Here is a 21,005-nt window from a genome sequence, read left to right as displayed (position 1 = left end):
TGCTCCGGGGGGTGGGATGTCGATACTCAGCGCTGCAGGTAGGCGTTCCGGGCCGCTTCGCAAGCGAAAGAGCGCCGTGAGGGCGCCTTGGAACGCCGTTATGGGTGAAGCGTTCCGCTCGATCGCGCTGCGTGTGTTCCGGGCGCGGCAGGGGGACTTATGGACGCCAAGGCGCTCCTGAAGCGGGGGTTGGACGCGGACATCGGTCTGGCGTGGCTGGCGCGCCAGCCACCCGCCACGCCCCTGCGTGCTCTGGCCGTGGGCGTTTTCTGCGCCGGCGTCATCACGCTCCTGCGCTGGATGCTGCGGTCGGCGTACGGAGACCTCGCCGCATTCACCATCCTCTTCCCGGCGCTCATGGTGGCGTCCCTCGCGGCGGGCCGGATCGCAGGCTTCGTGGCAATGGCGGCCTCGCTGGTCGGCGTCCGACTGATCCTCGGCGACACCGACAGTCTGGACCTCAACGCCCACATCGGCCGGGTCGGCATCATCAACTACCTGATCGTCGGCACGCTGATCGTTCTGGTCGGCGCTTCTCTGCGCCGTACGGTGCGCAACCTCGACGCCACCGTCGGAGCGCTGAAGACCTCTGACGCCCGCATCGGAGAGAGCGAGGCGCGGCTGCAGGCCATGGTAGACCAGGCGTCGGTCGGCATCGCCCACGTCGGCGCCGACGGGCGCGTCACGTCTTCCAACGCCCGGTTTGCGCAAATCCTGGGCCTCGCGACCGACAAGTCCGGCGTCACCACCCCCGACGTCACCCATCCGGACGACATCGACAAGACCCTGCAACTGCTGGAGCAGATGCGCGCCGGCGGCCCTGGCGGTCAGGTCGAGAAGCGCTACATCCGGCCCGACGGATCGATCGTCTGGGCCCTGACCAGCCTCAGTCCTCTGACCGACGCCTCGGGCCGACAGGCCGGCTACATCGGCGTCGTGGTCGACATCACCGCCGAGAAACTGGCGGAGGCTGCGCTGCGGGAGAGCGAAAGCCGCTTCCGCCTGATGGCCGACAACGCGCCCTCCCCCGTCTGGCTGACCAATACCGAGGGCGAGGTCGAGTTCGTCAACGCCGCCCTGGTCGACTTCTACGGCAGGTCGGCCGACGCCTTCACGGGCCGCATCTGGCGCGGCAGCGTCCACCCGGACGACGTTCCGGCCATCCGGGAGGTGCAGGCGCACGCGCGGCCTCTCCATCTGCCCTACGGGTTCGAGGCGCGGTTCCAGCGGCATGACGGCGCCTGGCGCTGGATGCGCATCTCGGTCAATCCGCGCTTTGGCGCCGACGGCCAGTTCATGGGCTATGTCGGCATGTCGTTCGACATCGACGACACGCGGCGCGCCCTCGCCGCGCTTGAACAGCAGGAGCGACGCCAGAGCTTCCTGCTGAGCCTGTCCGATCGCCTGCGCGATCTGACCGACCCCGACGCCATCATGAACGAGGTCGAGCGGGCGCTGGGCGCCGAGCTGAACGTCCACCGCGTCGGCTACGGCGAGGTGGATGCGACGCGGGGCGTCGTCGCCATGACCCGCGACTGGACCGCCGGCGTCGTCAGCGCCCAGGGACTGTTCACTCTCGACACTTTCGGCGCGGACCTGATCACCGACCTGGCGCGCGGCGAGGTCATTCGTATCCCCGACGTGCGCGAGGATCCGCGAACACGCGCCGCCGCAGACGCCTTCGCCAGCATCCAGACCAGCGCGCTGATCCGCGCGCCCCTGATCCGCGCCGGCGCGTTGCGCGCCTTCCTCTATGCGCACAGTTCGGAGCCGCGTCAGTGGACCGATACGGAGGTCGCCCTGCTGGAGGAGGTCGCAGACCGCACGTGGACGGAAGTCGAACGCGCCCGCGCCGAGACCGAGTTGCGCGAGAGCGAGCAGCGTTTCCGCGCGATCGCCGACACCGCGCCGGTCCTGATTTGGGTGACGCGTCAGGACCGGATCCGCGACTTCGTCAACGAAGCCTACGTCGCCTTCCAGGGCGGGACGTACGACGAGGCGCGGCTGGAGGACTGGCGCACCATCGTCCATCCGGACGACCACGCGCGCCTGGTGCAGGAATCGCTGGCCGGCGAGGCGACGGCTCAACCCTTTTCGATGGAAGCCCGCTATCGCCGTCACGACGGCGTCTATCGCTGGCTGAAGTCCTTCTCGCGTCCCCGCCTCGGGCCGGGCGGCGAGGTGATCGGCTTCGTCGGCGTCGCGTTCGACGTCACCGATATCCGCGAGACCAACGCCCGCCTGGCCGCCGTCGCCGCAGAGCGCGACGCCATCCTGGGCCAGCTGGCTGAAGGCGTCATCGTCACCGATCCGCAGGGCGCCATCGTCTTCGTCAACGAGGCCGCCAAGCGCCAGCATGGCGTCGAGGCCCTGAATGTCACGCCCGACCAGTACACCGATCGGTACCATCTGCTGACCGAGGATGGGCGCCCCTTCCCGTCAGAACAGACGCCGCTGGCCCGCGCGGTGCTGCAAGGCGAGACCGTGCTGGACGCCCGCTGGCGTATCCGGCGGGCCGATGGCGACGAGGTGCTGGCCGTCGGCAACGCCCGTCCGGTCACCGGCCCTGACGGCGAACGCATCGGCGCGGTCCTGACGCTGCGTGACGAGACCGCGCGCATCAAGGCCGAGCAGCGCCTGTCCGAATCCGAGGCCCGCTTCCGCACCGTCGCCGACACGGCGCCGGCGCTGATCTGGATGACCGACGCGGAGGGCGCTACCACCTTCGCCAACCGTCGCTTCCGCGGCTTCTTCGGCATCAAGACCGAGCGGCAGCTGGCAACAGGCTGGCGGGACGCCTTCTATCCCGAGGACCTGCCGCTTCTGGACACGGCCTTCGCCCGGGCGCTGGAAGGGCGCCAACGGTTCGAACACGTAGCCCGCGTTCAGCACCCCACCCACGGACTGCGCTGGTTGCGGATGGAAGGGGCGCCGCGCTTCGACGCAGCGGGCTATTTCCAGGGCTACATCGGCGCCAGCATCGACGTCACCGAAGCCAAGAAGGCCGAGGACGACCTCAAGCGCATCAACGAGCTTCTGGAAGAACGCGTCGGCGACGCCCTGGCGGAGAAGGCCAAGGCCGAGGCAGACCTGATGCACGCCCAGCGGATGGAGGCTGTCGGCCGCCTGACCGGGGGTGTGGCGCACGACTTCAACAACCTGTTGACCGTGGTCATCGGCGCGCTGGACATCATCCTGCGCTCGGAAGACCCGGCCAAGCGCAAGAAGCTGGGCGAAGCGGCGCTGTCGGCGGCGCGGCGTGGGGAGCGGCTGACGCACCAGCTGCTGGCCTTCTCGCGGCGTCAGGCGCTGCGGCCCGAAGCCATGGACGTCAACGGCCTGATCCGCGAGGGCGAGCCCCTGCTGCGACGCGCGGTCGGCGAGGCGGTGGAATTCAAGCTGAAGCTACGGCGCGGTGGCGCCCGCGTCAGCGTCGATCCGGCCCAGTTCGAGGCCGCCCTGCTCAACCTCGTCGTCAACGCCCGCGACGCCGTGGGCGAGACCGGCAGGATCACCGTCCAGACCCAGCAGGTGTCGGTCGCGCCGGGCGAGGTCGTCGACCTGCCGGCCGGCGACTACGTCTGCGTATCCGTCAGCGACGACGGCCAGGGCATGACGCCCGAGGTCATGCGCCAGGTGTTCGAGCCCTTCTTCACCACCAAGTCGGTCGGCAAGGGCACGGGTCTCGGCCTCAGCCAGGTCTACGGCTTTGCACGCCAGTCGGGCGGCGGCGTCCGCATCGTCTCCGCGCCGGGCAAGGGCGCCGACATCCGGCTCTATCTGCCGCCGCTGGGTCCCGAGGCGCCGCGAGAGCGCGTCGTCGCCCGCCCGATCGCCCCGGTCGGCGCCGGTCAGACCGTGTTGCTGGTCGAGGATGATGCGGGCGTCGCGGCGATCGCCGTCGATATCCTGGAAGGCCTGGGCATGCGCGTCGTGACGGCCGAGACCGGGCCCCAGGCGCTTGAACGGCTCAAGCGCGGCGCCTTCGACCTGATGCTGACGGACATCGTCATGCCGGGGGGGATGACGGGCGTCGAGCTGGCCCGGCGTGCGGCCAAGAGCCATCCGCAGATGCGGGTCGCGCTGACCTCGGGTTATGTCGGGGAAGACGTCGACGAGGCCCTGGCGGATGCGCCCTGGCCATTCCTGAGAAAGCCTTACTCGGCCGACGACCTTCGCCGTCTTCTCAGCACATCACCGGACATGCCGGCTTAGGGCCCCTCGACAAAGCGACGGGTCGGCGCGACCCGAAGCCAGATCGAGGACCCTGGGAATCGAGGGTTCTAGGACAGGGGCCTAGCGCTGACGCGCCTTGCGGGCGGCGTAGCGCGCGTCGCGGGCGGCTTTCTGCTCTTCCTTCGACAGCTGCTTGCGTTCCTTGCGGGCGGCGCGCTTGTCCGCATCGATGGCTTCCTGCGCAGCCATCTCTTCGGCCAGGCGCACGGCTTCTTTCTCGGCCTTCTCGCGGCGCTGCTCGGCCTTGGCCAGCTCGTGTTCCTGACGCAGCGCCTCCTTCTCGGCGGCGCGCTTCTCGGCCAGCTTCTCGAACTCGGGGTCCGGCGCGGCGGTCTTCGGCTTGAACTTGGCCAGCAGGGCCTTCTTGGCGTCCTGCTGGGCGGAAATGCGGTCGGTGAAGCCGGTCTGCTTGAGGTCTCTCATGCGGAAGCGTTCGGATCCTTTGATGGTGTCATGCGCCGGGCCCGGCGCGAAGTTTGGATGTCGCGTCGCCCCATCGGATCGAACCTGCGAACCGGCGGCGACGGGCCGCTACATAGTCGCTGAGGCCCAAAAGGCCAAGAGGCGGCTGGCGAGGCCTAGTTTTTGGGCCGCGTGGCCGCGCCGGCGGCGCCGCCCACAGCGGCCCCGACCGGTCCCGCCACGACGGCGCCGGCGATCGCACCGGTCGCGGCGCGCTGTTCAACCGTTTGCCCACACGCCGTCAGGCCCAAAGCGGCGGCGGCGACAATTCCCAATCCGATCAGACGCATGGTTAAGCTCCCTTTGGAGAAGGAACGGCGTTCAAGCGTGGCGGTTCCCGTCGGAAGCTCGCCGGCTCGGCGTCCAAGATGTCGCACAGCAGATGTCGCCACGCAGGCACACGTCCAGACTTGATGGCGACATCTCAGCCCCAACATGTGAACAGTGCGATTACATCGCTGTTTAATATAGACGCGAACAACTCGAATGCTGGTCGCAGCAAATCTCTGTCTCGCGTCCGGTCCCGTCCTCCACAGCCTGCGCGACCTGCGCCTGGCGCCAATCTTGCGAATCAAACACATTGCCGCCATAAACTGCTGGCTTAAGGCGCGACCCGTCGATTCAGCCGTTCGCTGATCGATGGTTTCCGCGGCCCTCGGGGGATACCGAACGGCGCGCGAGACGACCCGGGGGCAGCATTCCCGCCCTGCTGAATAAGCTCACGTCCTTGACCTTCGCCGCCCAGACGCATGCGTCCTTCCGTGTTCACCGTGCGGCCAAGATTCGGCCGATGACGGCGGCCGCGGTGTTCGGCGCGGTCGTGGGTCTGGGCATCGGTTGCGCCTATCTGGGCGGCGCCACGGCGAAGGCGACGACGATCCGGGCCCAGGCCGAACGTCTGGAAGGCGCCACCTCGGCCGGCTTCACCGAAGAGGCCCTGTCCGCCGCCGCCGGCGGTCTGGACGCCAGCGCCCTGGCCATCGCCCGTCGCCACGATCCCTATTCTGTCGCGGGCGGCGCCCAGCGCGACCGCCAGGCCGAATTGCTGACCGCGCGCCTGGAGCAGCTTCGCTCCAACCAGGACGCCGGACTGCGCCGCGTCAGCCTGACCTCCGCCGCCGCACAGCCCTTCCGCATCGGCAGCGCCCTCGACAACTCGCGCGATCTCGAATGCCTGACCCAGGCCGTCTATTATGAAGCGCGCGGCGAGGGCCGTGACGGCATGCAGGCCGTGGCCCAGGTGGTCCTGAACCGCGCCCGCCACCCCGCCTTCCCCAAGAGCGTCTGCGGTGTCGTGTTCCAGGGGGCAGGCCGCAAGACGGGCTGCCAGTTCAGCTTCACCTGCGACGGCTCCATGCGCGGCGGCGTCAGCCGTGTCGCCTGGGATCGCGCCAAGTCGATCGCCGTGGCCGCCCTGTCGGGCTCGGTATACGCCGGCGTCGGCAACGCCACCCACTTCCACACCACCGGCGTCTCGCCGCTGTGGCGCACGTCCCTGATCCAGGTGGGACGCGTGGGCAGCCACCTGTTCTACCGGTTCGGCGGCCGCGCCGGTTCGGCCGGCTCGTTCCGCTATGCGGTCCAGCCGTCGCGCAGCGCCGCGCCGCAACTGGTCCAGGCCTCGATCGATCCGGTCGCCGCCGCGCGTCAGGCCGGCGACGCCGTCGCCTATTCCCTGGTCGTCGCGCAGGAAGGCCTCAGCGCCCGCACCGACGCCGCGCCCGCCGTCGTCGCCGCGCCGCGGCCCGTCGCTGCGACCAGCGCGGCGCCGGCGAACGCCACGCCCCCGGCCGTCGCTGCCGTGGCCGTCGCCCCGGCGCCCCAGGCGAACCAGCCGGCGTAAGCGCCTGCGCACATTGCGCCGGCGCCCCTGGTCCATCCGCACATTCGATTCCTGTCCGAAACGGAATCTTCGGTCCTGATCCTGCACAGTCGAAAACGCCTGTCCCGCAAGGGCACAATCCAGACGTGTTCGCCATGACCGAAGCCGCAGTCGCCACCGCCGCCAGACCCGATTCCAAGACCCGCGGCGGCGCCCTCGACGCCCTGCGTTTCGTGGCCGCCCTGTTCGTGGTGATCTTCCACTTCGGCGACCAGGCGCCCATCGCCCTGTCGTCCATTCACGGCTTCCTGGGCCGCGGCTATCTGGCGACCGACTTCTTCCTGATGCTGTCCGGCTTCGTCCTGGCCAAGGCCTACGGCTCCGCGGTCGCAAGCGGCCGGGTCAGCCTGGGCCGCTTCTGGTCCAAGCGGTTCGTGCGCTGTTACCCGACCCACATCATCACCCTGGCCATGCTGGTCGCCATGGTGCTGGTCGGTTCGCTGATCGGCGTCCAGTCCGACCACGCCGGCCGCTTCAACTTCAGCGGCATCCCGGCCCAGATCTTCCTGCTGCACGCCTTTGGCCTGGGCGGGGGGCACTGGAACATCCCCAGCTGGACCATCTCGACCCTGCTGCTCTGCTATGCCTTCTTCCCCATGCTGTGGCGGCGGATGCTGAAGATCGACAGCCCGGTTCTGGCCCTGTCCGTCGGTCTGCTCATCCTGGGCGTCTCCAATGTCGCCAGCCAGGCGCTGTTCGGGACGGAGCAGTTCAACCTGCCCTTCCAATGGTGCCTGTTCCGCGCCGCGCCCCTGTTCCTGGTCGGTCTCACCCTGGCCCGCGCCGTCCAGACCGCGCGTTGGAGCGGCGGCGAGGCGCGCATCATCGGCTTCACCGGCGGCGCCGTGCTGCTGACCAACGCCGCCTTCGTCGGGCCCGACATCGTCAACATCCTGGCCATCTGCGCCATCATCATCGGCTGCGGCGCCTCGCCGGTGACCCGCGCCCTGCCCGGCGCCGAATGGGGCGCCAAGGTCAGCTTCTGCCTCTTCATGGTCCACACCATCACCGGCGCGGTCTGGTACGACGTGATCGCGCCGCTGACGGCGCGCGTGCTGCCCGCCTTCGATCAGGGCGCGCTGGCCTGGCTGCTGTGGAGCGGCGGCGTCGCCTTCGCGGTCCTCGGCGCGGCGATCTACAATCACTGGATCGACGAGCCGATACAGCGCTGGCTGAACGGGCGGCTGTTCGCCCCGCGCACGCCGCGCACAGCGGCCCAGCCGGCCTAGGTCGCGTCCAGTCCCAGGTCCAGGATCGGCGCCGAGTGGGTCAGCGCGCCGACCGAGATCACGTCCACGCCCGTCTCTGCGATCGCGCGCACGGTCTCCAGGTTCACGCCGCCCGACGCTTCCAGCACAACGCGGCCGCGGGTGCGCGCCACCGCTTCGGACAGATCGCCCAGCGCGAAGTTGTCCAGCATCACCACGTCGGGCCCCATACCGGCGTCGACCAGCGCCAGCGCCCGGTCCAGCTGATCCAGCCCGTCGACCTCCAGCTCGATCCGCACCAGATGGCCGACCGCCGCCCGCGCCCCCGTCACCGCCGCCTCGACCCCGCCGCAGACGGCCAGGTGGTTGTCCTTGATCAGGACGGCGTCAAACAGGCCGAAGCGATGGTTCATGCCGCCGCCCGCCTTCACCGCCGCCTTTTCCAGCGCGCGCAGGCCGGGCGTGGTCTTGCGGGTGTCGGCGATGCGCGCCTTCGTCCCCGCCACCGCCTCGACATAGCGCCGGGTCAGCGTCGCCACGCCGCACAGGCGGCTCATCAGGTTCAGCGCCGTGCGCTCGGCCGCCAGCACCGCCCGCGCCGGCCCCTCGACGGTCAGGATCGCCTGCCCCGCCGCCACCGCGTCGCCGTCGTTCAGATGCACCTCGACCGTCGTCGAGGCATCCGTCAGCCGGAAGGCCGCGACCGCGCAGGCGACGCCGGACACGACGCCCGGCTTCCTCGACGCCAACACCGCCTTCATCCGCAGCGCCTCGGGAATGCAGGCCTGCGCCGTCACATCACCCGCCAGCCCCAAGTCCTCGGCCAGCGCCGCACGGACCACCGCCTCGACCGCCAGATCGTCCACGCTCATGCCGCCTCGCTGACCAGGGCGCCGTGCCGCACATGGGTGTGCTCGGCCTGCGCAGCCGTCTCCGGATAGTCCGACCGGTAGTGCCCGCCCCGGCTCTCATGCCGCGCCAGCGCCGCCTCGGCGATCAGCCGCGCCGCGACCAGGGCCGGCGGCGCCCCGTGGGCCGCTTCGAGCCGGTCGATCAGGGCGACCAGCCGGCTCAGGCCCGCCGCGTCCCGGATCACGCCGGCCTCGGCGCTCATCGCCGCGCGCAGTTCGGCGTGGGCGGCCGCAGGCAGGTCCTCGACGATCGCGCCCGCTGTGACCAATCCGTCGCGCAGCACGGCCTTCGCCGCCTCGCACCCCGTCCGCCGCCCGAACGCCGCCGCCTCCAGCAGGGAGTTGGAGGCCAGCCGGTTGGCGCCGTGCACGCCCGTCGCCGCGCACTCGCCGACGGCGTACAGCCCCTCCAGCGAGGTCCGCCCATCCGGGTCCGCCGCCACGCCGCCCATGTGATAGTGCGCCGCCGCCGCCACCGGGATCGGCGTCGTGCGCGGGTCGAGGCCGGCCTTCATGCAGGCCGCGAACACGGCCGGAAACTCTTGCGGAAAATGCTCGCCCACGGCCGTTCGCGCATCCAGGAAGGCGCCGCGCCCGGCCGCTCGCGCCGCGTGCACCGCCCGCGCCACGATGTCCCGCGCCTTCAGGTCCGCATCGGGCGCCGGACCCAGCAGGAACTCGCCGTCCTTGTCGATCAGCCGCGCGCCCTCGCCCCGCAACGCCTCGGTCGCCAGCGGCATGGGGTCCAGCCCCACGTCGATGGCCGTCGGGTGGAACTGCACGAACTCGGGATCGAGGATGTCCGCCCCGGCCCGCCAAGCCAATGCCATGCCCTCGCCCTTCAGCGCCGTGGGCGTCGTGGTCGCTCCATAGAGCCCGCCCGCCCCGCCGGTCGCCAGCACCACGGCGGGCGCCAGCACCTCGACGATCCGGCCGCTGGGGTGCTCGATGACCGCGCCGCGCACGCGGCCCGTCTCGTCCTGCATCAGGGCGCGCAGCCGTGCGTCCTCCCAGACCGTGACATGTTCGGCGGCCCGCACCGACGCGACCAGCGCCGACAGGATCGCCCGGCCCGCGCCGTCGCCCCCGACCCGCGCAACACGCGCCATCGAATGGGCCGCCTCGCGGCTGACGGCGAAGCCGCCGGCGTCGTCGCGGTCGAACGGCGCGCCGAGCGAGGCCAGCCACTCCACCGTCGCCCGGCCCTCGTCGGTCAACACCTCGGCCGCATGGTGATCCACCAGCCCGGCGCCCGCAGCCTCCGTGTCCTTCAGATGCAGGGCCGGGGCGTCGTCCTTCGATAACGCCGCCGCAACGCCGCCTTGGGCCCAGGCGCTGGACGCGGCCTGCAACAGGGGCGCTGGGCTGATGACCAGCACCGGACGCGGCGCGGCCGACAGGGCGGCGGACAGGCCCGCCAGCCCGCCGCCGATGATCAGGGGGCCGTCGTGGGTAATACGGTTCATCGACCGAACTCCAGATAGCGCAGGCCGGTCCCGACCGCGCCCTCCACCGACCCGGCCAACGGCAAGAGGGCCGCCAGCATGGCGCTGCCACATATCACGAGGGTGATCACGAACAGACCGACGCTCGACCCGGCCTCGGCGACCGTCAGCCGCCGGCCCTCGGGCCGCCAGACGCCGCGCCGCAGATGGCCGATCAGGGCCAGGGCCAGGAAGCCCGCGAAGATGTAGCTGCCGTTGGTCACGCACCACCACACGACCAGCACGCCGATCGCCACCATCACCGCCTTCTCCAGCAGCGGATGGATGCGGGCCAGCACCGGTCCCAGCGCCTTGGAGCCGTCCAGCGGCGGCGCGGGCGCCAGGTTGACCAGATTGATCAGGGCGATGGCGAAGGCGCCGACCAGCCAGGCCGATCCGCCCGTCACCATCCAGGCGGCGAAGAAGGGCAGCGTCGCCAGCATCCCGAACAGCGGCCCGGCCAGCGCCACCAGCACGCCGTGCCACTCGCTCTGGGGTAGGCGCTGACTGCGCGCCACCCCGCCCAGGAAGGGCACGATGTAGATGCGCGCCGGCCCCATGCCGAGCCGGTTCATCGCCAGCACATGGCCGTACTCATGGACGAACAGGCCGAAGATGGCGGCGCCCGCCACCACCCACGATCCGCTGACCCACCAGATGAAGCCCGCCAGCAGCAGCGTCGAGACGACGGCCCAGACGGGGTGCTGGCCCTTGTCCAGCGGCGGCTCGGATGCGGCGGGCGGCGGCGGGGCCTGCCTCCCGTCCTTCTGACCCCAAGGCCCGCTCTCGGCGCTCACGACGCCTCGCCCTTCGGCGGCGTCAGACCCAGCATCGCAAGCATCAGCCGCGCCGCCCAGCTCGGCCGCGCCCGCTCATGGATCGGCTCCGACGGCGTCAGCAACACCGCCGCCGGCCGCATCCGCACCTTGGACACATAGTGCATCAGATCAGCTCCACCGCCACATGATGCTTCGCCTTCACCAGGTCGTAGCGCGCCGGGATCTGCGGCGGCGGCAGGTCGATCATGCGCTGCACCGCCAGCCGCCCGCGCTCGGCGATCTCCGCCGGCACCGTCACCTCGAAGGTCATGTCCCGCAGGCTGTCGCGGATGTTCTCAAGGGTGATCATCTTCATGTAGGGGCACATGTTGCACGGGCCGATGAAGTCGACCTCTGGCACGTCGCCCTTGATGTTCGACGCCATCGAGCACTCGGTGATCAGCACCACCTGCTTGGGCTTGTTGGCCTCGACGTAGTCGGTCATGGCGGCGGTCGAGCCGGCGAAATCGGCGGCGGCCAGCACGTCTTCCGGGCACTCCGGGTGGGCCAGGATCTCGGCGCCCGGATAGGCGATGCGCATCTCCGCGATGTCCTCGCCGGTGAAGCGCTCGTGCACGATGCAGCGACCCTGCCAGGCCACGATCTTGATGTCGGTCTGGGCCGCCACGTTGCGCGCCAGGAATTCGTCGGGGATCAGGATGACCTTGTCGACGCCCCATTCCCTGGCCGCCCATTCCACCACCTGAACGGCGTTGGCGCTGGTGCAGCAGATGTCGGTCTCGGCCTTCACGTCGGCGGTGGTGTTCACATAGGTGACGACCGGCAGGCCCGGATAACGCGCCTTGATAAGCCGCACGTCGGCCCCCGTGATCGATGACGCCAGCGAGCAGCCGGCGCCCAGGTCGGGGATCAGGACGGTCTTGTCCGGGCTCAGGATCTTGGACGTCTCGGCCATGAAGTGCACGCCCGCCTGGACGATCACCTTGGCGCTGGACCGCGCGGCCTCGCGCGCCAGCCCCAGGCTGTCGCCGACATAGTCGCCCACGCCGTGAAAGATGTCCGGCGTCATATAGTTGTGGGCCAGGATGACGGCGTCGCGCTCGCGCTTCAGCTGGTTGATCTCGGCGATCAGCTCGGCCTTCTGCGGCCACTCCAGCGGCGTCACCTGGTGCCGGATCTTGTCCCAGACACCCGCCGTCTCGCGCTCGACCACCGCCGACAGTCCAAACCCGTCCGCCATATCCGCCTCCTCCAGAGACCCTTATGCTCAGAGTTAGCATAAGCAGGTGCAATGTAGGCCGATGCCGGAGGATTGCAAGGCGTCCTCGTCGCGGCCAAGCTCAACTCAAACGAGGGGGAGCGAGATGAGTTCGATGAAGGGCGCCGGCCTGGCCGCCGCCGTGGCCGCCAGCCTGGCGGGGCTGCTGTTCGGTTTCGACACGGCGGTCATCGCCGGGGCGACGCAAGGGCTGCGGGCGACGTTCGGGCTGGATGCGGCGGGGCTGGGCCTGGCGGTTTCGGCCGCCCTGTTCGGCACCCTGATCGGCTCGATCTTCGCCGGCGCGCCCGGCGACCGTTACGGCAGCCGTACGGTCCTGATGTGGATCGCCATCCTCTATCTGGCGTCGTCGCTGGTCTCGGCGGTCAGCTGGGACCTGTGGTCGTTGTTCGCCGCGCGGTTCGTGACCGGCCTGGCCATCGGCGCCTCCTCGGTCCTGGCGCCCGTCTATATCGCCGAGATCAGTCCGGCGGAGCGGCGCGGCCGGCTGGTCGCCCTGTTCCAAATGAACATCGTCATCGGCATCCTGGCGGCCTACCTGTCCAACTTCGTGGTCGGCCAGTTGGTGGACGGCGACATGGCCTGGCGCGCCAAGCTGGCCGTCGCCGTGGTTCCGGCCGTGGTCTTCTGGCTGGTGCTGATGAAGGCGCCGCAGAGCCCCCGCTGGCTGGCCCGCGTCGGCCGCACAGAGGAGGCCGAGGTCGCAATCGACCGCCTCGGCATGGGTGATCCCAAGACCGTCCTGGCCGAGTGGGCCGCCGCGCCCGTGGGCGAGGGCAAGCTCAGCTGGAGCCGTCACCGCACGCCCATCCTGCTGGCCGTCGGCATCGCCGCCTTCAACCAGTTCTCGGGGATCAACGCGATCCTCTACTATCTGGGCGACATCTTCGCCGCCGCCGGCTTCGATCAGGTCTCGTCCGACCTGCAGTCCGTGGCCATCGGCGCGGCCAACCTTCTGGCCACCCTCCTGGCCCTGACCCTGATCGACACCCTGGGGAGGAAGCCGCTCTTGATGATCGGCGGGGTGGGCTGTGCGGCAGCCCTCGCGGCGACGGCGTCCATCTATTCCTTCGGTCTGGACCGTTCGCTGCTGCTGCCGTGCCTCGTTGTCTTCATCGGCTTCTTCGCCGTGTCGCAGGGCGCGGTGATCTGGGTCTATCTGTCCGAGATCTTCCCCACCGCCGTACGAGCGCGCGGCCAGGCGATCGGCAGCGCGACCCACTGGGGCCTGAACGCCGTCATCGCCTTCGCCTACCCCATTGTGGCGGCGCAGACCCTGGCCCTGCCCTTCTGGCTGTTCGCCGTCGTCATGGCGGTGCAGGTCGTCGTGGTCTGGCGCTGGTTCCCCGAAACGCGCGGCCGCAGCCTCGAAGCCGTGGAAAGCGACCTCAGCGCGCGCTGACGCCCCGCTCCATGTCCAGCAGCCAGCGCTTGCGCTCCACCCCGCCGGCATAGCCCGTCAGCGTGCCGTTGGCCCCGATCACCCGGTGGCACGGCACGATGACGCCAACGGGGTTCTGACCGTTGGCCAGACCCACCGCCCGCACTGCCTTGGGCCGTCCGATCGCGCTGGCCAGCTGGCCATAGCTGCGCGTCTCTCCCGCCGGAATGGCGCGCAACGCGGCCCAGACCTCGCGCTGGAAGTCGGTGCCGCCGGTCTTGACGACCAGCCCGTCCAGCGCCGTGGGATCACCGGCGAAATAGGCCGCCACCGCCGCGCGCACCGCGGCCGGCGCTTGCCCATCGGTCAGGCTGTAGGCGCCGTAGTGCCGCGCCAGCAGCCGATGCATCCGGTCCTCATAGTCGGCGAAGTCCAGCGCCCGCACGGCGCCCTCGGCGTCCACGACCAGCAGCACCTCGCCCACCGGGCTGTCGATGCGGTCCAGCGTCAGGCTCAGCGGCTCACGCGGCTTGGTCATGTCGGGTCTCCAGAGTGTTCAGCGTCACGCCGCCGGCGACCAGATGGGCCAGGGCGTAGGCTCGCCAGGGCCGCCACCGCTCGGCGCGGGGCAGCAAATGAGATGGAAAATCGTCGGGCAATCGGTCGCTGGGCGCCGTCTCGCCCCCGTCGATCCATTCGCCGGCCAGACGCAAGCCGGGCCGCGCCTCGACCAGCGGATTCAGCACCAGATCAGCCGACAGGTCCCGCGCGATGGCCTCCGGGTCCGCCGACAAATCGAACACCCGCCGCACCCGCGCCAGCACGCCGGGCAGCGCTCTTAGATCGTCCGCCGCCACCGTGACCGACAGTCCGTCCCGCGCACCACGCTCGACCGCAACCGAACCCTCGGCGCCATCGACCTCTCGGATCAATTCCCGCCGCCAGCGACCGCCCTCAACCGCATCGCCGCGCGCCTTCAGCCGGGCCAGCAGGTCGTCGAAGTCAAAGGGCGGCCGGAACGGCAAGGTCAGGCGAGCGCCCTCCTCGTCCGTCCTCGCCTCGCGCCGACGCAGGGCCGAGGGCGGGCGGCCGTAGAGGGCCTGGAAGGTCTCGTTGAACCGCCGCACGCTTCCAAACCCTGAAGCTAGGGCCGTCTCCGCCATCGACAGATCACTGTCGTGGATCAACGCCTTGGCCAGCAGCACCCGCCGCGTCTGCGCCACGCTGACCGGCGCGGCCCCCAGATGCTGACGGAACAGGCGGCGCAACTGCCGCTCCCCCACGCCCAGCCGCGCGGCCAGCCCGTCGACGTCGCCCCCATCCAGCGCCCCAGCCTCAATCAAAGCCAGGCCCCGGCTGACGGTGTTGGACGTGCCGCGCCAGGCCCCCATGTCGGGCGCCGTCTCGGGCCGGCAGCGCAGGCAGGCGCGGAACCCGGCGTCCTCGGCGGCCGCCGCGCTGACCACGAAGACCATGTTCTCGCGCCTGGGCGTCCGCGCCGGACAGACCGGACGGCAGTAGATGCCCGTGGTCTTCACGCAGCCGAAGAACCGCCCGTCGAAGCGGGCGTCCCGGGTGGCGACCGCGCGGTAGCAGGCGTCCTGATCCAGCTCTGTCGGGGCCGTTTCCATGAGGGGGAAGATGGCGGGTTGGGCACGCGATGTCTCGCGGTTTTCGGACATAGATGCGTGATCCCTCTCCCAAAGGGAGAGGGCTTGAGGCTCCAAGAGCGAAGCGATTGGCCAAGCCGAAAGGGTGAGGGGTGCGCGTTGTCCGGTGAAGGCGGCCCCCTCACCCTTTCGCGCCAGGACAACGGCTATCGCCGCCGTGCGCTCAAGCCCTCTCCCTCTGGGAGAGGGAAGACCCCGTTCAGGTCGCCAGCACACGCCAGCTCCACGGCGCCATCTCGAAGCGCGTCGCGCTATCCACCGTCACCGCCTCACCGCTGAAAGCATCCCGGTACGCCCCATGGTGATGCGCGCCCATGAACGTCGCCGTCTGAGGCTCGCCCGACAGGTTCAGCGCCGCGAACACCGTGTCCCCCTCCACCCGCCGGAAGAAGCTCAGCACCTTGCCGGGCGCCGAGTTGACCACCGCGTGCATCCGGCCGCCCCACGCTCCGTTCCACAGCGCCGGATGGGCGTGCTTCAGGGCGAACAGGCGCCGGAACAGGTCGCCCTGTTCGTCGTCCTTCCAGACGATCGGGTCCTTCTCGAAGAACTGCAGCCGGCGCGTGTTGCCGGCTTCCTGGCCGTTGTAGATCATGGGGATGCCCTCCCCCACGACGCTCAGCACCGCCGCCGCCTCGCGCGCGGGTCCGTACCGCTCGTACTCCGTCGACTCCCACGCGTTCTGGTCGTGGTTGGAGGTGTAGGTCATCCGCATCGCGTCGCGCGGATAGGCGCTCTCGTTCCAGGAGTAATAGACGAACAGGGCGTTCACGTCGGCCTGACCCTTGGCGATCTTGGCCATCGCCTCCGTCCAGCTCCAGGCATAGGTCGCATCGAAGGCGGCGCGGTGCGGGTCGCGCATCTCCCACTCGCCCAGCATGAAGACCGGCTTGATCGTCTCCAGCTGCGCCCGCGCGGTCTCCCAGAAGTCGATCGGCACGAAGCCGGCGACGTCGCAGCGGAAGCCGTCGATATCTGCCTCGCGCACCCAGAACATCATCGCCTCGGTCATGTAGCGGCGCAGGTCCGCGTGGCCGTAGTTCAGGTTGATGATGTCGGACCAGTCCCACCAAGGCGTCGGTCGGAAATGGCCGTCCAGATCGCGCTCGTACCAGTCGGGATGCTGGACGGTCAGGGCGTTGTCCCAGCTGGTGTGGTTGGCCACCCAGTCCAGGATGACGTGAAGGCCCTGCGCATGGGCGGCCGCGACGAAGGCCTTCAGGTCCGCCATCGTCCCGAATTCGGGGTTCACCGCCAGATAGTCGCGCACCGAATAGGGACTGCCCAGCGTCCCCTTGCGGTTCACCTCCCCGATCGGCTGGATCGGCATCAGCCAGACGATGTCGACGCCCAGCGCCTTCAGCCGGGGCAATTGGTTCTGCGCTGCGCGGAACGTCCCCTCCGGCGTGAACTGGCGGGTGTTCAGCTGATACAGCACCGCCGACTTCGACCACTCCGGATGCCGCACGGTCGAGGCGGGCTTGGGCTCATACAGCCCTTCCGCCTCGCGCTGCGGCATTGTCGATGAGGCTTGGGCATGCGTCGCCGCCGCGCCCGCCAGACCGCCCAGCAAGAGGGCGCCCGCGCCCCGCCTCGATACGCCTCGCGTCATGATCGTCTTCTCCGTCCCTGACCGGAGGGCATACCTGTGAGGCGGCGGCGTCAAGCGGGGCCGTTCCCGTCCCGTCCTTTCGTTATCCTCCGGCAAAGCGCAGCGGAGACCGGGGGACGAAGCGGCGCGCGGGAGCGCGAAACTAATCAGCGGTGACCGATGCAAAGATCGCCTTCGGCGCCGTCTTGTCCCCCGATCGAGTCGGGGGATGACGAAAGCCAAGAGGTCCGGGCGGCAGACTGAAGGATCTTCGCCGCCATTCCCATTTGCCGTCAGAACGCTATGACTGCCACAGCTTCGCCTTTGGGGATCGGGGATCATGTTGCGTCGTCTGTTCAGCGGCCTTGCCGCCGTCCTTTGCCTGGCCGCCGGTCCTGCCTTCGCCGAAGACCCGCCGCTGGTCGCCGGCGCCGTCTATGATCCGGCCATCCCCAGCCTGGAGAGCGTCGTCGGCCACCCAACCGGCGCCGACATCACTCGCGTGGCCGACATTCGCCGCTACTTCGAGGCTCTGCGCGCCGCCGCGCCGGACCGGGTCGCGATCGGCGACATGGCCCGCACGGTCGAGGGACGCCCGACCTACTGGGTGGCGCTGGGCTCGGCCCGGAACATCGCCCGGCTGGACCAGATCAAGGCCAACGCCCGCGCCTTGGCCGATCCGCGCCGCACCACCCCGGCGCAGGCTCAAGGCATCATCGCCGATCAGCCCGTCATCGTCTGGCTGGCCTTCTCGGTCCACGGCAATGAGATCAGCCCGGCCGACGCCTCCATCGCCCTGGCCCGCCACCTGCTGGCCGCGCGCGATGCGACGACGCAGGCCTATCTGCAGAACACCGTTGTCGTCCTGATCCCGACCCAGAACCCGGACGGCCGCGAGCGTTTCCTGAACAGCTTCAACCCCGGCCGCGGTCCCACGCCCAACCCCGACGAACTGTCGGCTGAACGGGACGAGCCCTGGCCGTCGGGCCGCTATAACCACGCCCTTTTCGACCTGAACCGCGACTGGTTCATCCAGACCCAGCCGGAGACGCAGGGGCATTCCGCCGCCGTGCGCGACTGGCGGCCCCAGGTCGTCGTGGACGCTCACGAGATGGGCACCGACGAGACCTTCTTCTTCCCGCCCGAGGCCCAGCCGCTGAACCCCTGGATCTGGCCGCGCACGCTGGACAACCGCGCCATGTTCGGACGCAACACGGCCGCCCGCTTCGACCAGGCCGGCTATGACTATTTCACCAGCAAGGTCTACGACGCCTTCTATCCCGGCTACGGCGACGGCTGGCCCGGCTACCTCGGCGCCGTCTCCATGACCTATGAGCAGGGCTCGGCGCGCGGCCTGGCCGCCCGCACCTCGGCGGGTGAGGAGTTCACCTATCTGGACACGGTGAAGCACCATTTCGCCGCCGTCCTGGCGACGGTCGAGACCGCCTCGCGCAGCCATGACCGGCTGCTGAACGACTTCTACGCCTTCCATCAGGACGGCCTGAACGAGCGCGGGGCCTACATCCTGCCGCGCGGCGCCGATCCGGCGGCGACGGAGCGGCTGGCGGGACTGCTGGTCCGGTCGGGCATCGAGGTCGGCCGCGCCCGCGCCGCCTTCAGCGCCTGTGGCCGCAGCTACCAGGCCGGCGACTACGTCGTGAACCTGGCTCAGCCCCAGCGCCGCATGGCCGAGGTGCTGCTGACCCGCGACGTGCCGCTGGACCCGACCTTCATGGCCGAGCAGGAGCGTCGCCGCAGTCACAACCTCGGCGACGAAATCTATGATGTCACCGCCTGGTCCCTGCCGCTGATGTTCGGCGTCGACGGCACCCGCTGCAACGGCGCGCCCGGCGTGGCGGTCGAGGCGCGTGGGCCCGAGCTGGTCCGTCCGGCCGCCGTTGCCGATGCGGACGCCGCCTATGGCTTCCTGGTCCGTCCGGGCACGGGCGGCACACGCTTCCTCGCCGCCGCCCTCGTCGCCGGTCTTGATGTCCGCTCGGCCGACAAGCCCTTCGTTCAGGCCGGCGTCGCCTATCCGTCCGGCACGATGATCCTGCCCCGCGCCGGCAACCCGGCCGATCTGTCCGCGACGGTCCAGCGCCTGGCCGCGCAGACCGGCGCGATCGCGACCGGCATCGCCTCCTCCTGGGTCGATCAAGGTCCCAGCTTCGGCTCGGCCGACGTGGTGCGCATCCGCGCGCCGCGCGTGGCCATGGCCTGGGACAGCCCGACGAGAGCCGAGTCCGCCGGGTCCATCCGCTGGGTTCTGGAGCAGGAGATGGGCTATCCCGTCACCGCCGTCCGCACGTCGACCCTCAGCAGCGCCGACCTGTCGCGCTATCAGGTGCTAATCATCCCCGAGGGCTATAACTACAAGGGCGTGCTGGGCGACGGCGGCGTGGCCAACATCAAGACCTGGGTCGAGAACGGCGGCACCCTGATCACCGTCGGCACCGGCACGCGCATGGCGGTCGACGCCGCTTTGCTGGCCACCCGCCGCGAGCAGGTGGCGGCCGAGGGCGAGGAAGCCGACGCTGACGCCGCCTTCGCCTCCGAGGCTGAATACCGCGCCGCCATCGCCGGCGGCGAGCGGTCGCCCGACAGCGTGGCCGGCGTCCTGGCACGCGCCTCGGTCGACCCGGACCAGTGGCTCTCCGCCGGCCTGCCGTCGGAGCTGACCGTGCTGGTCGGCGGCGGCGACATATACAGCCCGCTAAAGCGCGGCGAAGGCGAGAACGTGGTGCGCCTGCTGGGCGCCGACGATCTGCTGGCGTCCGGTCAACTGTGGGATCAGAACCGCCGCCAGCTGGCCTTCAAACCCATCGCCATGACCAACAGCCTGGGCCGCGGCCTGGTCGTCGCCTTCACCCAGAACGTCACCCTGCGCGGCTATCTGGAGGCCGAGAAGCCGCTGTTCCTGAACGCCGTCTTCCGCGGTCCGGCCCACGCGACGCCCAATTGGTAAGACGATCCTCCACTCTCAACCGTCATCCTCGGACTTGATCCGAGGATCAGGTCGTCCGGTGGGCAATAGAGGCAGGCCGGGACGCCGCGCTGCGAGCCATCCGGCGATCAGCACGACCAACACCTGATCCTCGGATCAAGTCCGAGGATGACGGGTGTGAGGCGGGCTGCACGCGTCGCCCAGGAAAAAGCCCGGACCGTTTCCGGTCCGGGCGTCCGGGCCTCGCGGCAGGCGACGGGAGGGGCGTCCGTCGTCCGGCTGCGGGCGTCAGAACTTGTAAATCACGCTGGCGACCAGCTCTCCGTCGTAACGGGGTCCGCTCTCATGCGTGTCGGTGTCGTACCAGCGGACGTCCAGCTCGGTCTTAGGCAGGACGTCGTAAGACCCGCCCACGTTCCAGGCCGCATAGCTGGGGCCGTTGTCCTGTGAGTGGTAACCGACGGCGGCTGAAATCCGCGCCTTGGGCGCCACGCGATAGCTGACGCGCGCCTCGGACCAGTTGGCCCGCTCCACCGCGCCCACATTGTCCGGCGTCTCCCAGGTCAGCAGGCGCACGCCCAGCGGCCCGAAGCTGCGCGACGCCTGGGCGCGGAACTCGACATAGTCGGCGTCGGTCCCGTCCCGCGCCTCGTGGAAGGCCCGGTAGAAGACCGCCAGGTCCAGGTCCCAGCCCAGAGCCTTGGGCCGCACGCCCGCCTTCAGATCGGTTTCGTAGTTCGCGCCGATCGGGATATCGACCGTGGCGATCGCGGTACCGGCGTAGAACAGGCCGTCCGCCGACTTCCAGTCCGCCGTAGCGAAGACGTAGCCGTCGTCCGCAGACTTCGACAGCCCCTTGGACCGGTAGTCGGTGGCGGCGCCCACGCCGAAAGCGAGCCCGGCGACCTGCGCCTTCGCATCCGGCGCGAACGCAAGACACAGGGCGGCGACGATCGCTGCGGCCGCCAGGGCGGCGGTGAGGCGTTTCATGTGCATTCCCCCAAGGCGTCATGACGCGCCTTCCCGGCCAGCAGGCCGCCATCGGCCCCGCGCCGCAAGCGCTTCCCGCTCCCTCATGGGTGTTTCGGACGACTTCACCTTCGGGGTGTTGCGAAGGCGCTACGACGTAGTATCGTGCCTACGCATCGGGCGACCGGATGTAGGATCATCGCCCCGGA

The 21,005-nt window shown here is 69.9% G+C and carries 16 protein-coding genes; 5 read left to right on the top strand and 11 right to left on the bottom strand.

All coding sequences use genetic code 11. From position 1 onward, the window contains the following. Positions 1-189 precede the first annotated feature (189 nt). A complete protein-coding gene (locus ASG17_RS05160; protein WP_162238774.1) occupies positions 190-4,215 on the top strand; it encodes a PAS domain S-box protein in 4,026 nt (1,341 codons plus the stop codon). An 81-nt stretch (positions 4,216-4,296) separates the two neighbouring features. On the opposite strand, the gene ASG17_RS05155 is transcribed toward ASG17_RS05160, so the two are convergent. Together ASG17_RS05155 and ASG17_RS15650 are read right to left on the bottom strand one after the other, a co-directional pair. Then, positions 4,297-4,659 (bottom strand): DUF6481 family protein, encoded by a 363-nt coding sequence (locus tag ASG17_RS05155; protein WP_056100114.1) that lies wholly within the window; start codon positions 4,657-4,659, stop codon positions 4,297-4,299. Between the two features lie 155 nt (positions 4,660-4,814). Further along, the gene (locus ASG17_RS15650) at positions 4,815-4,988 is read right to left on the bottom strand and encodes a hypothetical protein (protein WP_200935030.1); all 174 of its coding nucleotides are present in this window, start codon (positions 4,986-4,988) and stop codon (positions 4,815-4,817) included. Positions 4,989-5,488: 500 nt separating this feature from the next. Between ASG17_RS15650 and ASG17_RS05150 the strand changes: the two genes are divergently transcribed. Then, entirely contained in the window at positions 5,489-6,541 is a 1,053-nt protein-coding gene (locus ASG17_RS05150; protein ID WP_082496201.1) for a cell wall hydrolase, read from the top strand. A gap of 134 nt (positions 6,542-6,675) precedes the next feature. Beyond that, positions 6,676-7,809 (top strand): acyltransferase, encoded by a 1,134-nt coding sequence (locus ASG17_RS05145; RefSeq protein ID WP_156367735.1) that lies wholly within the window; start codon positions 6,676-6,678, stop codon positions 7,807-7,809. Here the strand turns inward: ASG17_RS05145 and nadC are convergent. The 5 genes from nadC to nadA are packed head-to-tail and all read right to left on the bottom strand — an operon-like array spanning position 7,806 to position 12,202. Continuing rightward, positions 7,806-8,660, bottom strand: coding sequence for a carboxylating nicotinate-nucleotide diphosphorylase (nadC, locus tag ASG17_RS05140; RefSeq protein WP_056100105.1), 855 nt, complete (start codon positions 8,658-8,660; stop codon positions 7,806-7,808). The genes ASG17_RS05145 and nadC overlap by 4 nt on opposite strands. Next, positions 8,657-10,165, bottom strand: a complete 1,509-nt coding sequence (locus ASG17_RS05135) for an L-aspartate oxidase (protein ID WP_056100103.1) — start codon at positions 10,163-10,165, stop codon at positions 8,657-8,659. The genes nadC and ASG17_RS05135 overlap by 4 nt, the downstream gene beginning before the upstream one ends. After that, the gene (locus ASG17_RS05130) at positions 10,162-10,980 is read right to left on the bottom strand and encodes a metalloprotease (RefSeq protein ID WP_056100100.1); all 819 of its coding nucleotides are present in this window, start codon (positions 10,978-10,980) and stop codon (positions 10,162-10,164) included. Before ASG17_RS05130 ends, ASG17_RS05135 begins: the two co-directional genes overlap by 4 nt. Next, positions 10,977-11,126 (bottom strand): hypothetical protein, encoded by a 150-nt coding sequence (locus ASG17_RS15405; protein ID WP_156367734.1) that lies wholly within the window; start codon positions 11,124-11,126, stop codon positions 10,977-10,979. The genes ASG17_RS05130 and ASG17_RS15405 overlap by 4 nt, the downstream gene beginning before the upstream one ends. Next, the gene (gene nadA / locus ASG17_RS05125; RefSeq protein WP_056100097.1) at positions 11,126-12,202 is read right to left on the bottom strand and encodes a quinolinate synthase NadA; all 1,077 of its coding nucleotides are present in this window, start codon (positions 12,200-12,202) and stop codon (positions 11,126-11,128) included. The genes ASG17_RS15405 and nadA overlap by 1 nt, the downstream gene beginning before the upstream one ends. Positions 12,203-12,326: 124 nt before the next feature. Between nadA and ASG17_RS05120 the strand changes: the two genes are divergently transcribed. Beyond that, positions 12,327-13,643 (top strand): sugar porter family MFS transporter, encoded by a 1,317-nt coding sequence (locus ASG17_RS05120; RefSeq protein WP_235560360.1) that lies wholly within the window; start codon positions 12,327-12,329, stop codon positions 13,641-13,643. Here ASG17_RS05120 and ASG17_RS05115 read toward each other — a convergent pair. The 3 genes from ASG17_RS05115 to ASG17_RS05105 all read right to left on the bottom strand — a co-directional run bounded on the left by ASG17_RS05115 (position 13,630) and on the right by ASG17_RS05105 (position 16,904). Then, positions 13,630-14,160 (bottom strand): methylated-DNA--[protein]-cysteine S-methyltransferase, encoded by a 531-nt coding sequence (locus ASG17_RS05115; protein ID WP_056100091.1) that lies wholly within the window; start codon positions 14,158-14,160, stop codon positions 13,630-13,632. The genes ASG17_RS05120 and ASG17_RS05115 overlap by 14 nt on opposite strands. Then, on the bottom strand, positions 14,144-15,304 hold the full coding sequence (locus ASG17_RS05110; protein WP_235560359.1) for a bifunctional transcriptional activator/DNA repair enzyme AdaA: 1,161 nt from the start codon (positions 15,302-15,304) through the stop codon (positions 14,144-14,146). Before ASG17_RS05110 ends, ASG17_RS05115 begins: the two co-directional genes overlap by 17 nt. Before the next feature lie 187 nt (positions 15,305-15,491). Then, positions 15,492-16,904, bottom strand: a complete 1,413-nt coding sequence (locus ASG17_RS05105; protein WP_200935029.1) for an alpha-amylase family glycosyl hydrolase — start codon at positions 16,902-16,904, stop codon at positions 15,492-15,494. Between the two features lie 319 nt (positions 16,905-17,223). Between ASG17_RS05105 and ASG17_RS05100 the strand changes: the two genes are divergently transcribed. After that, entirely contained in the window at positions 17,224-19,848 is a 2,625-nt protein-coding gene (locus tag ASG17_RS05100; RefSeq protein ID WP_056100085.1) for a M14 family metallopeptidase, read from the top strand. Positions 19,849-20,115: 267 nt separating this feature from the next. Here ASG17_RS05100 and ASG17_RS05095 read toward each other — a convergent pair whose 3' ends face one another. Next, positions 20,116-20,817 carry a TorF family putative porin gene (locus ASG17_RS05095; RefSeq protein ID WP_162238773.1) on the bottom strand — a complete coding sequence of 234 codons (702 nt, stop codon included), beginning with the start codon at positions 20,815-20,817 and terminating at the stop codon, positions 20,116-20,118. Between the last annotated feature and the right edge of the window lie 188 nt (positions 20,818-21,005).

Source organism: Brevundimonas sp. Leaf363 (assembly GCF_001424025.1).
In the GTDB taxonomy this organism is placed as follows: domain Bacteria; phylum Pseudomonadota; class Alphaproteobacteria; order Caulobacterales; family Caulobacteraceae; genus Brevundimonas.
This window is presented reverse-complemented; position numbering and strand designations above follow the sequence as displayed.